Raw genomic sequence first — 13,089 nt, 5'->3', positions numbered from 1 at the left:
TCCTATTCAAACTGTTTGTAGCGCTGCTAAAACCTCTTCAAATACGTCCTCCCATTTACCTGGTTGAGATTGTCGAAATAATCTCATGTTCGGATACCAAGGACTATCCTCTCGATCTAGCAGCCAACGCCAGTCGGGTACAAACGGAAGTAAAATCCATCCTTTTTTGCCCATTGCCCCTGCCAGATGTGCTACGGCAGTATCTACAGAAATAACCATATCCATGCGATCGATGAATCGGGCAGTGTCGGCAAAATCACGAATTAGAGGATTTAAATCATACAGCCGAGATTCCTGCGAAAATTCCTGAAGTTCATCCGCATCGCATCCGACCTGAAGGCTATAAAGAGCGATATGGGGAAGTCCTAGTATGGGTAAAAACATCGATAGAGGACAGGATTTATATTTTTGAAATTTCAGATATTCCCGATCACCTTTATTACTACTTGCCCAAACAATACCTATTTTTAAGTTAGAGGCATTATTGGTTGGAATTTGAGGAATTTCTTTGCCCCCTTGAGAAACTGAGATATAAGGGATTCCAGTGGGGATGGTTTGTAAATTCGTTCCAAAAATAAGCGGTAGACTCATTAAGGGAATATGAATATCAAAAGGAGGAAGCAAGCTATCTGTAGAGATTACCTCTATGGCTGGATATGCCTCTGAAAGTAAACGTTTCAGGGGAGGCGGAGATTGCACAAGAACTTTCCCAACCCGTTTTTGTACTAAAGGTAAATAGCGAATGAATTGAATTACATCGCCAAAACCCTGCTCAGCCCATAATAGAATGGTGGTATTCGGTAAGTATGTGCCATCCCAGACTGGTTGCGAAAAGTTGGGAGCGGTTCTGCCTTGCATTTGCCAACGCCACTCATTCTCTACTAAACCTCTCTGATAATCTCCTATGAGCAGTAAAGCCAGTGCGAGGTTATGATGGGCTTCAACAAAATTAGGTTTGATCGATATGGCCGTCTCATAGGCGGCAATTGCCGATTCGATCTTTCTCTGAGCGGCAAGGGCAATTCCCAAATTGTAGTATGCCTCAGCGAGGTGCGGATTAACGGCGATCGCTTGTTCGTGTTTTGCGATCGCGGCTTCTATGTTTCCTTGCTGAAATAAAATCGCCCCCAGTTTAGAATAGGCTTCTGCCAGATTAGGTTTAAGTGCGATCGCGCGTTCTAGATAGGGAATCGCTGCTTCTAAATGTTCAAGTTTAAAAAGGGCAGCACCGAGGTTGTAATTCGCTTCCGCCAGATTTGGATTAATCGCAAGGGCAGATTGATAATGGACGATCGCGGCTTCTAATAGGTTTTGCAAAGCTAAGAGTGCGCCAAGATTACAGTGATTTTGGGCTGAGTCAGGTTGCAGAGTGAGGACATCTTGAAAGCAAGCGATCGCAGTTTCCATCTGGTTGAGCCGTAGGTGAATTTTCCCCAAAGCACCAAGATTTTCGATGTCGTCGGGGACCTGTGCGTAGATTTTTTGGCGAATCTGTAAAGCGGTGGCATAGTCACCCAGAGCCTCTTTCTCTCTAGCTGATTCTGTCCAGATTTCTACTTGATTTTGACCATTGACAGAATTCATACACCCTTGCCATTCCTAGAATTTACTTTCTGCTTAAAGAAATCTTCTAATGCAGCGATACAGGTTCGGTCATCGTAGAGAGAATGATGACGGGCTTTCATCTTTTCTAGAATATGGTTCCGCCAATCTAGATCTAATCCCAGCCTCACTGCGATCTCTACATATTCGGCTTCCGTGGATGCAATCGTATCGGTTACACCGAGCATTTGTAAAATACCATAGGCATGTCGTCCGCGCATAAAGTCTCCAGGACAAGTGACGACGGGTGAATCACAGGCGATCGCTTCTAGAGTCGTGTTTCCTCCCGACCAGCCAAAACTATCCAAAAACACATCCGAAAGTATGTGGACATTCAGATATTCAGCTTTTACCAGACTTGGTAAAAAGACACAGTGCGCTTGAAAGCTGAGACCATAATCTGCAAAGGTTCTCTCAAGGCGATTGCAAAATCTTTGCGTTACATAGGCAGATTTATGACCGAGGAACAAAAAATTCGCCGAGGGAACTAATTTGGCGATCTCAGCAAAGATATAATCATGCTGGGGGAGATATTTGTAGAGAGATTGACTGCAAAAATAGAGAATGGCATCATCCGACAAATGGAAATGGGAACGAGGCTTAAGTGTCTCAGGTAAAATTGGCTTTGGATAGGAAATCGCAATATTTGGTAATCGAATCAATTCTTCTGTATAGTGCGTTTCAGCATTTTCTGGCTCCATTCGCTCGCTGGAGAGAAAGTAATCAATGGTAGATAAACCCGAAGTTACAGGATGTGCCCAACAAGTACACTGCATAGGCGCAAGACGCATCGCAGCCAAAGGTGTGGTATAGGGATACATGCCAATATCTGTGAAGACTAAAATATGTAAGTTGTCCTTAGTGACGCGATCGGCGATCGCGGCAAAATCATCGGGAATGTGGTGAAAGCAGTGACTCGCTTGTTGAAATTCTTTGGTGACTTCATCGGGCTTTTTTCCAATAAAGTAGCTATAGATCTCAAACTGTTCGGAATCGCTATAGCGCAACCAATTCAAAACCAACCTCGTTGCAGCATGGTCGCATAGGTAAGCAGAGAGATAACCAATGCGAATTTTCTCCCCTGCCTTGAGTACGGGCATCGGGCGGTGATTTTCCCAACTCCACTGAGGATACCTTGCTGCTACAATTTCTTGAATAAGCTGCCCATATTGATATTGAAATTCCACATCATTTTGAGCTTGGTAAGCAAGATAGAAATTAGTAATACTGAGAATGCTATTTAGACACCATTGTCGATTCTTGTTGAACTCAGCCTCTGATGCAACGGGAGTATCTAATTTCATGCGAATTGTTTGAGAGAATTGTTCCAAACCCCAGATTGCCCGTTGTCGCCAAGCATCGATTTGTTCTACGGTATCGTAGAGAATAGGTAAAGCCAGATAGAAAAGCTGATAGGCATTTGAGTCAGGGTCGAGTTCGATTGATTTTTCACAAACTGCGATCGCGGCTTCGACCTGCCCATCCATAAACAGCGCTAGACCGAGATTAAAGTAAACCTCAGGAGTAGTGGGATCGATCGATAGAGAAGTTTGATAATGTTCGATCGCTTCAATAGTTTTCCCCCTTTGATAGGCAATTGAACCGAGATTACTATAGACTTCGGCGCAGTCGGGCTGCAATTCTAATGTTCTTTGCAAATATTCTATGGCGATATCAAACTTCCCCTGTTTGGTCAACAGAGTGCCCAAATTCACTAGAGCATTTATATAGGTTGGTTCTATCTCTAGAACAGTTTCGTAACAGCCGATCGCTTGTTCGATCAGATCTTGTTCTGTCAGGGCATTGCCAAGATTGTAATGGGCATCTACATACTGAGGCTTGAGGAAAATCGCTCTTTTAAAACTTGCGATCGCGGCATCTAGATTTTTCTCTTTGATAAACACAATGCCTAAATGATTGTGCGTCTCAGGCGGAATAAGGCTTGGCTTTAGCTCCAAGGCTTTTTGTTTGTATGGCATGACTTCAGACTGCCGACCCTGCCGATTACGAATATCTCCAAGCAACCAGTATGCTTCGGCAAAATCAGAATTGGCTTCAAGGCAAAGCTCGCAGAGATGGCTCGCCTCTTCTAGTTGTCCCTGCGATAAGTGTAATCTCGCTAGTTCTAGTTGATTCATCCACTCATCGCTCATAGATATTTCAATTTATGTTATTTGATTGTACCCATCGTACTTCTAATTGTATGCAGGCATACATATCATACTTGAACGAAAAAGCTAAATAAAGTGCTGGAATGTATGGTGCATATCCAATCCACCTAGGTTCCTTTCAGCGATGATTTCGCCAACGATTGCCGCATGGGGTAATTCCTGTAAAAGTGCTTGCGCTAGCGTTAAAGGAAGGCATAGCACCAACTCAAAATCTTCGCCTCCATACAACACCCAATCTAAAGCCCGATCGCCTGCCAATTGATGAATTGATTCTGGAATTGAGATCGCTTGCCAATCTAACTTTGCACCGACACCACTGGCGCGACATATTTGGGCGATCGCATCCGCTAGACCATCGCTACTATCCATCCCTGAAATCGGAAATGGGGAATGAAATGGAGGATGGGATTCTAAAAGCTTCCCGAGCAGGGGTGGAACATCCAGTTTGGGAATCGGGCGTTGGTGAGCGGCATGTAGTTTTGCGATCGTATCCTCAATCGAAATAGAAGAGATGCCATTCTGCAATTTCTCTGATAGTTCGGGGTGGAGTAATAGTTCTAAGCCAGCCTTTGACAGTCCATGCTGCCCTGTCGTTAGAATTACATCTCCAACTTTTGCAGTATGACGTTGGATGATACGATGTTTGTGAACCTGTCCAAAAGCAGTAACGGCAAGGGTAAGCACAGGCGATCGCACCGTGTCACCTCCTACAAGTTCTGTCCCAAACAGGTGTAAGCAGTCCGTAAACCCACGATAGACACCCTCAATCCATGCCACGGGTGTATCGGGCGGCAATCCCACAGATATCACTACACCCCAAGGCTCTGCACCCATTGCGGCTAAATCTGATAGATTGGCGGCGGCGGCACGCCATCCTGCATCCTCAGGACTCGTTGTCTTTTCGCTAAAATGTACGCCATCAATCAAAATATCTGTAGTCACAACCATCTCGCAATCGGGTAGCGTCGCTCCCATGAGGGCGGCATCATCGCCAATGCGATCGCTACAGTAAGGACGAAACAATTGTAAAAGTCCACGTTCGCCCAGTTCTTTAATCGTTTTAGTCATGGAGCTTAGTCATAGAGCTTACTTCTGAACCTTGACGTTTTATCCATTGAGATCTTGGGATCAATTTGGTGAAGAATCTGGGAGTGATTCTAAAGCATCGGCAGTGTCGGAATTCGTTGCTTTGGATTTATTAGAAGGTTTGTTGAGTTCTTTACACTTGGCTTCAGCTTCGCTAAAGGCTAAAGCATATTCCTTCCCACCCAACATGCGATCGCCATAAAATTCATAGGGCGCATCGCCATATACGGGCAAAGCCTCATCATCGGGATAATCTTCTTGGGCTTCATCGATGGCAGCTTTGAGTTGCTTGACCGTAAGACGTTGAGCTGGGAAATAGAACAAGCGATCGGCATCTTTATGGAGATGGGGAAAAGTGGGATCGACGAGGCAGTCTTCTAATTCTAACCAACTATATTCAATCGGTTTATAGGGGGAGCCAGCATAGACCAAAAAGCCTTGAACATACTTAGCCCCTTTGGTGACTAAAGCCGCGCGATGGGCATTGTCAAAACAAGTTTTTGCTTGGCTTTTGACGGTCTGGGCTAATTCGGTCGATAGCTCCACATTTAATGGCTTTGTCATCATGTATATCTAAAATCTATTCCCCAATATAGCAGGCAGGGATCGGTTAGCAGTTGACAGTTGTCAGTTATCAGTTGACAGTTGACAGTTGTCAGTTATCAGTTGACAGTTGTCAGTTATCAGTTGACAGTTGTCAGTTATTGGTTGCGATTGGACTGTTCGTGCGAAGCAATCGCGATCGCAGTCAGAAATCATTCGTGGATTTTTGAAGGATATATCTCAATTTTTTTAGGATTGCTAAATTCCTAACCTAGACAAAATCTGGCGATCGAGTTTCAGATTTAATTCTATGGATTTTGAGCAAGTTTGTGCCGCCTGTTTGCTTGAGGGGAATACCACCCAAAATCAAAATAGTGTCATCGGGCTTGACCAGATCCTTACTCAATAATAACGCTTCCACTAGATCGATCTGAGCTTCTATGGAATCATAGGTTGCAGGCAGTAACAATGGCTGAACGCCCCAAATCAAATTTAACCTTTGATAGGTTTTCTGATTGGGGGTAATTGCAATAATTGGCTGTTGAGGGCGCTCGGCAGCAGCGAGTCGGGCAGTATAGCTAGTATTTGTGAGCGCAACAATACATTTTAACGTGAGAATTCTGGCGATCGCATTCAGGGCTTCGCTAATGGCATGGGTCTCATTAATTTCGTAGGGCGGCAGGTTCGAGAAATCCAAGGTTGGTTCCACTTCAGCCGCAATTCGTACCAGCATCTCGACGGATTGCACGGGAAAAGCGCCCACAGCAGACTCCCCTGAAAGCATTACGGCATCAGTTCCATCAATGATGGCATTGGCAACATCACTGGCCTCAGCGCGTGTGGGACGTGGGTTTTGAATCATGCTATCCAACATTTGGGTCGCCGTGATCACGGGAATACCGCGCAGATTACAAGCGCGAATAATCCGTTTCTGCAGTAAGGGAACCCTCTCAGGATTAACCTCTACCCCCAGATCGCCCCTCGCCACCATCACCCCGTCACACTCATCCAGAATGGCATCGAGATGCTCGATCGCTTGGGGTTTTTCAATCTTAGCAATGACAGGTGTATCTGCTCCCTTCTGCTTGAGCAAAGCCTTGAGTGCGCGAATGTCTTCTGCCTGCCGCACAAAACTCAGAGATATCCAGTCAACCCCCTGCGTTAAACCAAAATCTAAATCTTGGATATCCTTCTCGGTCATCGAAGGCAGTCGCAAATTGAGACTGGGCAGATTCACTCCTTTCCGACTTTTGAGCAGTCCACCTCTGACTACGAGGCATTTCACCACGGATTCGCTAATCTCAGTGACAGTAAACTCCAGCAATCCATCATCCAGCAAAATCCGCGTACCTGCTTGCGCTTCTTCCGCCAAATGTGGATAGTCAATTGGGATTGTTAGGGGTTGATGATGAAAGTCAGCGATTGGGACTAAAGAAATAGCATCTCCATCTTGTAAAGCGATCGCGCCATCGGGCAACTGTCCCACGCGTACTTTGGGTCCCTGCAAATCTTGCAAAAGGCTGACAGGAACGTTTAGTTCCTCTGAAACTTCACGCAGTAACTTGACGGTGCGGGCATGGTCTTCGTAGCTACCATGGGAAAAATTGAGTCTAGCCACAACCATCCCCGCCTGAATCAAATTGTGAATTACCTCACGAGAATTACTCGCAGGTCCAATCGTGGCAACAACTTTCGTTCGGTGGGACAAAGGCGACATCTTGATACAGACTCCCAATATAGCTTGCTTGATTTTAATTTATATCAAGTTCAAGCACATTTCTGATAACTGAGAACTTAAAAATCTCCCTAAGGATCGCGAACTAAATTACCTGCAATTCTAATGATTTAGAGTCATTATTTAGAATGCCTATAATTTCTAAAGAACAGCACCTTAATAAATCCACGATCCTAAGGAGTTCTAGATGATGCATGTCGATTCATTTCGATATCCCTTGCTTCCCCTGACTCAACCCACGATTGTTACCCCTTGCTTAACAATCGTGGGTTGAGCATTGCCCTGCCCTTACCATCGAAGGAATGAAGTATTGAAAATAATTATACAACTTGGTAGGTTAGGGATCAGAAGTAAGGCTGAAAGCCTATATTTACAAAAATTGAGGCTAAAGTTCGCTACACATCCCTTTGAATAGAGCTATTTATAAAGGCTTAAATGGAACTAGGAAGAAAATGGCTATGTATAGTAAAAACTTGCAATCCTACTAGCTATACTTTGCCAGGTGTTATTTCCAGTTGCAGATGCCCAATAGGCAAACCCACGTACAACAAACCTATTGTCAACTGGCTTAAAATTCCCAGTCCTATTAACATCTAAGCCTGGTCCAGTACGCGTATTACCCACATCACTAATTTCACCAGTTGCTAAAATCCGCCCTTTCTCCCAATTTAGCCCCTTATTAATCATAGTAATTACTTTTGGTGTAATTGAATCACTGGGGAAATACGATACCCATCTTTGTGCATAAACCAAACCAACCATTTGATAGCTACTATCATATCCACCTTTTTCTGGGTTAACACCATCAGAAAGTTGTAATGAGATACCATCATTGAGTGATGTACGAGCATACGTGATTAACTCTTGATCTCCAGTCAGCTTACCTGTCAACCCCAGAGCTGCCGCCACTAGATAGCGACGATGAGTATATGGCAAGTTCCTCTTTATACCAATAGTCCAAATGTCTGGAGTAATCATCCAACGAGCTGCCCGAAGAACTAAGGGTTTGTATTTCGCAACTTGAGCACTATATTTACTAGATACTGGCGATTGCTGAATGAACAACATTGAACGCGCAACGGCTTGCACAAAAAAAGAAGTGCTGTGAAAATCGTCAGATGTCCCAGGAAAGCTTCCATCAGAAGCTTGTCGAGCAAACCCCCAATCAAACATTTTGAAACCAGTTTCAATTATTGTAGGGTTGTTATTTATAATCCCTGCAATGATTAATTCCTCACCATATTTCTGTTCTTCAATATACCAAATCTGAGACTGTCCATTTTCCCACTTAATATTTACACCTTTTGCTCCACTGGGTGCTACTGGTTGAAAAAGTGTAGTTGGATTCCTATAAAGCGTACTAGCCATAAATGGTGTTGACTCATTTTGAAAATCTGTTTTTGTAACAGTTTGTGCTTGAGTGCTCTGAACCAACAAATCTACTTTTCCCATTTTTCCACCCTGAATTACTAGAGTTAGGGTAAGGAAGAACAGCGCAATCGCCAGCAACCATTTAACTTTCATCATTTATTTAGTAGCCTTAAACTTTCACAACGATTTTGATTTTTCAGTTACATGCCTAAATCCCACTGAGTCAAGCATTAATATAATTCCTCCTGGTAAGCTTAATAACCAACCGAGAAGGGTTACTGTTAAAGACAATAACAAAGCTTGTTCAGATGTTAATCCAATACGACTAAACAAATAGACCCATAGTCCTTCTTTCAAACCTAATCCTCCTAAAGAAATAGGAAGCAATGTCACAACAACAATGATTGGAATGAAGACTAAAAGCTCTAAAAATGAAATGGGTATCTTTAGCTGTTGTGCAATTAGATAGTGATAGTAGACTATACCCAACTGCAACAAAAACGATAACATCATTGATTTCGCCAAAGCTTGGCGATTTTTAGCAAACTGGAGCAAAAGAGTTTGAATCTTGGCAAATTTAGCGACAATACTTTCCATCTTTAACCATCTAAGTAATGGTTCTATCCATCTGAGTAGTTTAGGACTAACAATTAACAAGACTGCTCCTACTAAAGAACCAACACAGGCAAAAAACAGAAGAAGAATATCCCATCGACCAAGAACTTCTAATGCAGGTGGCAACCCAAATACAGCTAAAGCTGACAAAGCTGCAAGACCAGTGAATCTCTCTAAAAACACAGAAACAATTGCAGCTTCAGAGTCTTTAATATATTTACCCACTCGATAAATTCGATAAACATCTCCACCTAATGCTCCTGGCAGAAAAATATTTAGAAACATTCCCGCAAAGTAGCTACTTAAAAGGCTACTCATAGGTGCAGAATGGTTAGAAGACTTTAAAACCACCAACCATCGTAAACAGCTTAAGACTTGTAAGCCTGTATAGAAAAACAGCACACAGCCGACAAATGGAAAAGAAAGATTTTGAAATTGAGCCCAAGCCTGAGAAAAATCGACACGGGTAAACACTAGAGCAAGAAGCACTAAGCTCACAAGTGTTTTAATCACCGTTACAGGTTTAAGTTTCACTAGAATACATCGAAAATAATTAATAGCTCCCTACGTCTTTGCCTTCATTGGGTAAACTTCGAGGAATACCATCTTGTGGTTGCCATAGACGTAACCTAGATCCAAAAGGTTGCATAACGATTTTACCCAAAGTTTGAAAGTAATTAACAAAACTAGCTGGAAGTCTTTCTTCTAAAAATTGTTCCTGATGTATCCATACACGATTGGCATTAGATAAAATTCTTGGCATCTGATCTAGATTGGTAATTGCAATACTTCCAGCACCACGATTCACAACTAGACCATTTTCTAAGTATAGGTCGGCAAAATCAGTATCTGTGATTTTTGAAAGGTTATAATCCAATTTAACGGAGCTAGTTAGAGCTGCAGGAGGATAGTTAGAAATGACGATATCGCCGAGCTGTAAATTGTTCTTAATATATGCAAATACTTCATCATTTTGAACATTAACTTCCTCTTTATAGCTTTCTAAAACTCTACTCACTTCTAAATTACAAAGCAAAAGAATTAAAGTGCTAAATAGAGCTAGCTTTTTAAATGGAATGATAATTCTTAAAACTGAGTCCAGTTTAGTTCCTAAGCTTTCTGTAATGCATATTGCGCCATAAATAGTTACCGTAACAAATAACCAGTAGTTACTATAGAGGTATCTTGGTGTAATATCAAAAGCCAAGATAGTTAAAAGAACTATATTAATCAGTATGCTAGAATACAAAAACACTAGCTTGCCATTGCGCTGCTTTAGAAAGTAAGCAAAACTAAGAATAAAAAACATCGCATAAATAACTGACATTCGGCTAGAGCCAGCAAATAATATTGATAAAAACCCTGATACATCGGATAAATGAAGTCTGATTTGTGAAACCGTTCGACTAGATTGTGCTACAAGTGGGGTCAAGGTTTTTGTGACAAATACAAAAGCATTAAAGCTATAGACACCCAAAAGCATGAAGCTTCCCAAGATAATTTGCCATTCTTTAAATAGCCGAAACGGGCGATAAAAGTATAGGAATCCAATTAAAAAGCAGGGTATAAATGTAACATTTAGTTCTTGGTTTAAAAGCATTAAAGTTGCTGATATAAAGAAGCCATATTGATATTTCTTTCCAGATTTATCAATAAATCCTTTGATAAAAAACCAGAATGTCAATAAGGTCATCACCTGAACTACTTGGTAAAATCTGATAAACCGAGAGTACCAAAGCAGGAAAGGATCTATAGCTAAAATTGCAGTGATAAATAAAGCAATCCAGATCTTTCCTGTGAGATCTTTTGCAAACATATAAACTAGAATTAGCATGGCTGAACCCCATGCAACGTTTAGTAGTCGAGCATTAAATGCAACATCCCCAACAATTCGCAACCATATAGCTAACATATAATGATAAAAAGGACTTCGGCTATACCACACTCCTGAAGTAGCTATTGGTTCACCCGTCCGCAGAATTCCTCTAGCTGCATCCATAGAAATTCCTTCGTCCCAAGTTACATCCAATCCTCCCAGATTGTATAACCTAAACATGAAACCTACGCCGATAATTAATCCTAGCCAAAGCCACTGATTCCAATCTGGAAATGATTGGCTCAATGATGTATAGATGGCTTTAGGTGTTAAAGATTTTCTTTCCAGCCGTGTAGTATTAGCCCATCTCCAAGCTACGGTTACTAATCCTCCAAAAAATCCACTGAATATCAAGCAGATGATTAAAGCATCACCCTCAAGTAATGCTCCAATACTTACAAAAAGAATCATTCCTAATAAAAAGAGAATACTCCATTTCCACAAAAATGATTTGGGAGGAGATAATACAGGGGCATCAGGAGTAGCACTCATTATTGAATACCTATCTTCATCTATATCCTGACACTCGATATGCTCTTTCTGAGATGACTGCAATGTCATACAGAGAAGGGTTACAGACACTACACTTACAAATCCCAATAAGATTAGAGGGGTAGAATAAGTTTGAGCAAATAGCAAACCCACTTCAGATTCAGCATAGCGATGTTTAAGTAAACCTAAACCTATTAAAAAAAATGTTCCAGGTGAAAGCAAAACTGCTCCAGAAGCTAAGCTATCCCATTTGCTATGCTTCTTGTTGCCACAAAGACAAATCCCTAAACCAAATGCAGCAATAATACTGAATGCTATTCCTATTCCACTCCACAAGAAAGCATGTAAAAGGTAGTTTGGAAAGTCAAGTAAATAAGCATTTCCTCCAAAGATACGTTTTAAGTTCCTATTAGGTTCGCCTACTACATTAACTACCAGTGATTCCCCTCTTCCTTCTGCCCAACCCAATATTGGTTCTGATAAAGACTGCCAATTTCCATTTGAGGAGAATACTTCCAAAATCTCACCCTGACTAGTCTCAGTCCATCCATCCAAGAAGAATTGAACCGTTTCAGGTGAATCTTTCTTTTCCTTATTCGTTGAAGTAAGAGAACGCGATAAATGTACAGCTAGATAATTATTCCCTGAATGTAACAGATGAGTTACTTCATACATATTTAGCTGGTTGCTGTTTGCATTTAAGTGGTTAACAAAATGACCATTCAACAGTAGATCGTATTCATTATTGCTTGCAAATCTTATAAAAGAACGTTGTTGCGATCGTGATACATGCCAAACTCCACGCAACCAAGTTTCTCCTAAATTACTAATAACATTTCCAGAAATTTGACTGCCTTGGAGAGGTAGATCATATAAATTTTTACTTAATCGGCTAAAAACATCTGCTTTCACAGAACCCTCTGTTTTTGCCTCAGACCAGCTTTGATCCTGAAAATCAGGATCAAACCAGCGTAAGTCTTGCCGATTTTCTAGTAAGGTTGAGACCTTCCAATGAGTTACTCCAGTAGTTAAAACAATAGGAGATAATTTAGGTACTGTATAGACATAGCCTTCAAGCAAAAAACGTGGATTTTTCTGTCCTTTTTGTATCTCCAATGCTAGGACATTTTTACCTGAGACGAGATAGGAATTTAGATCTACATAAGTTGCTACCTTCCAATTACTAAAATTGGCAAGCATTAAGCTATATCTATTTATTTTAACTTTATAATAATTACTGTCATTGAAAGCCTGAGAATCATCCTCTAGACCATTTTTAAACCCTAAAGAATTATCGAAAATACTACTTTCTCTGACAACTTTTTTGCCGTTTACATATAAAGTAAAATCATTGTCAGCACTAATTCTTAACCAACTAGCTTGTATTGAACTTGGAAGGTAGAAAGTATGACGGGCATAAATCTGATAGCTGGGTTTGGAAGCAGCCATCCATTGTGTTTCAGGTTTCCAATTGATTTTTTGAAGTACAGAAGGCGGCTTGTCAAAGCCAGAAAAGAATAGGTTCCCTAGCAGAAAGCCCAAAATGACAATCATTCCTATTGGGAGCAGACGATTTAAGCGATTCATGGGTTAGCCTC

The 13,089-nt window shown here is 41.5% G+C and carries 8 protein-coding genes; all 8 read right to left on the bottom strand.

The window, feature by feature from the left end:
- Positions 1-6 precede the first annotated feature (6 nt).
- The 8 genes from V2H45_RS02295 to V2H45_RS02260 all read right to left on the bottom strand — a co-directional run bounded on the left by V2H45_RS02295 (position 7) and on the right by V2H45_RS02260 (position 13,078).
- Positions 7-1,584, bottom strand: coding sequence for a tetratricopeptide repeat-containing glycosyltransferase family protein (locus V2H45_RS02295; RefSeq protein ID WP_330481992.1), 1,578 nt, complete (start codon positions 1,582-1,584; stop codon positions 7-9).
- Positions 1,581-3,755, bottom strand: a complete 2,175-nt coding sequence (locus V2H45_RS02290; RefSeq protein WP_330481991.1) for a tetratricopeptide repeat protein — start codon at positions 3,753-3,755, stop codon at positions 1,581-1,583. The genes V2H45_RS02295 and V2H45_RS02290 overlap by 4 nt, the downstream gene beginning before the upstream one ends.
- A gap of 84 nt (positions 3,756-3,839) precedes the next feature.
- Positions 3,840-4,841, bottom strand: coding sequence for a thiamine-phosphate kinase (gene thiL, locus V2H45_RS02285; RefSeq protein WP_330481990.1), 1,002 nt, complete (start codon positions 4,839-4,841; stop codon positions 3,840-3,842).
- A 60-nt stretch (positions 4,842-4,901) separates the two neighbouring features.
- A complete protein-coding gene (locus tag V2H45_RS02280; RefSeq protein ID WP_330481989.1) occupies positions 4,902-5,423 on the bottom strand; it encodes a hypothetical protein in 522 nt (173 codons plus the stop codon).
- 250 nt (positions 5,424-5,673) lie between these two features.
- Positions 5,674-7,119, bottom strand: a complete 1,446-nt coding sequence (gene pyk, locus V2H45_RS02275) for a pyruvate kinase (protein ID WP_330481988.1) — start codon at positions 7,117-7,119, stop codon at positions 5,674-5,676.
- A gap of 474 nt (positions 7,120-7,593) precedes the next feature.
- Positions 7,594-8,664 (bottom strand): hypothetical protein, encoded by a 1,071-nt coding sequence (locus V2H45_RS02270; RefSeq protein WP_330481987.1) that lies wholly within the window; start codon positions 8,662-8,664, stop codon positions 7,594-7,596.
- 21 nt (positions 8,665-8,685) lie between these two features.
- Positions 8,686-9,657, bottom strand: a complete 972-nt coding sequence (locus V2H45_RS02265; RefSeq protein WP_330481986.1) for a lysylphosphatidylglycerol synthase transmembrane domain-containing protein — start codon at positions 9,655-9,657, stop codon at positions 8,686-8,688.
- Positions 9,658-9,676: 19 nt separating this feature from the next.
- The gene (locus V2H45_RS02260) at positions 9,677-13,078 is read right to left on the bottom strand and encodes an ArnT family glycosyltransferase (protein ID WP_330481985.1); all 3,402 of its coding nucleotides are present in this window, start codon (positions 13,076-13,078) and stop codon (positions 9,677-9,679) included.
- Between the last annotated feature and the right edge of the window lie 11 nt (positions 13,079-13,089).

The organism is Tumidithrix elongata BACA0141 (genome assembly GCF_036349135.1).
GTDB classification, from domain to species: Bacteria; Cyanobacteriota; Cyanobacteriia; order Pseudanabaenales; family Pseudanabaenaceae; genus Tumidithrix; species Tumidithrix elongata.
This window is presented reverse-complemented; position numbering and strand designations above follow the sequence as displayed.

Coding starts and splice junctions, on each gene's coding strand:
- V2H45_RS02295 (WP_330481992.1), bottom strand. CDS start 1,584: ATGAATTCTGTCAATGGTCAAAATCAAGTAGAAATCTGGACAGAATCA.
- V2H45_RS02290 (WP_330481991.1), bottom strand. CDS start 3,755: ATGAGCGATGAGTGGATGAATCAACTAGAACTAGCGAGATTACACTTA.
- thiL (WP_330481990.1), bottom strand. CDS start 4,841: ATGACTAAAACGATTAAAGAACTGGGCGAACGTGGACTTTTACAATTG.
- V2H45_RS02280 (WP_330481989.1), bottom strand. CDS start 5,423: ATGACAAAGCCATTAAATGTGGAGCTATCGACCGAATTAGCCCAGACC.
- pyk (WP_330481988.1), bottom strand. CDS start 7,119: ATGTCGCCTTTGTCCCACCGAACGAAAGTTGTTGCCACGATTGGACCT.
- V2H45_RS02270 (WP_330481987.1), bottom strand. CDS start 8,664: ATGATGAAAGTTAAATGGTTGCTGGCGATTGCGCTGTTCTTCCTTACC.
- V2H45_RS02260 (WP_330481985.1), bottom strand. CDS start 13,078: ATGAATCGCTTAAATCGTCTGCTCCCAATAGGAATGATTGTCATTTTG.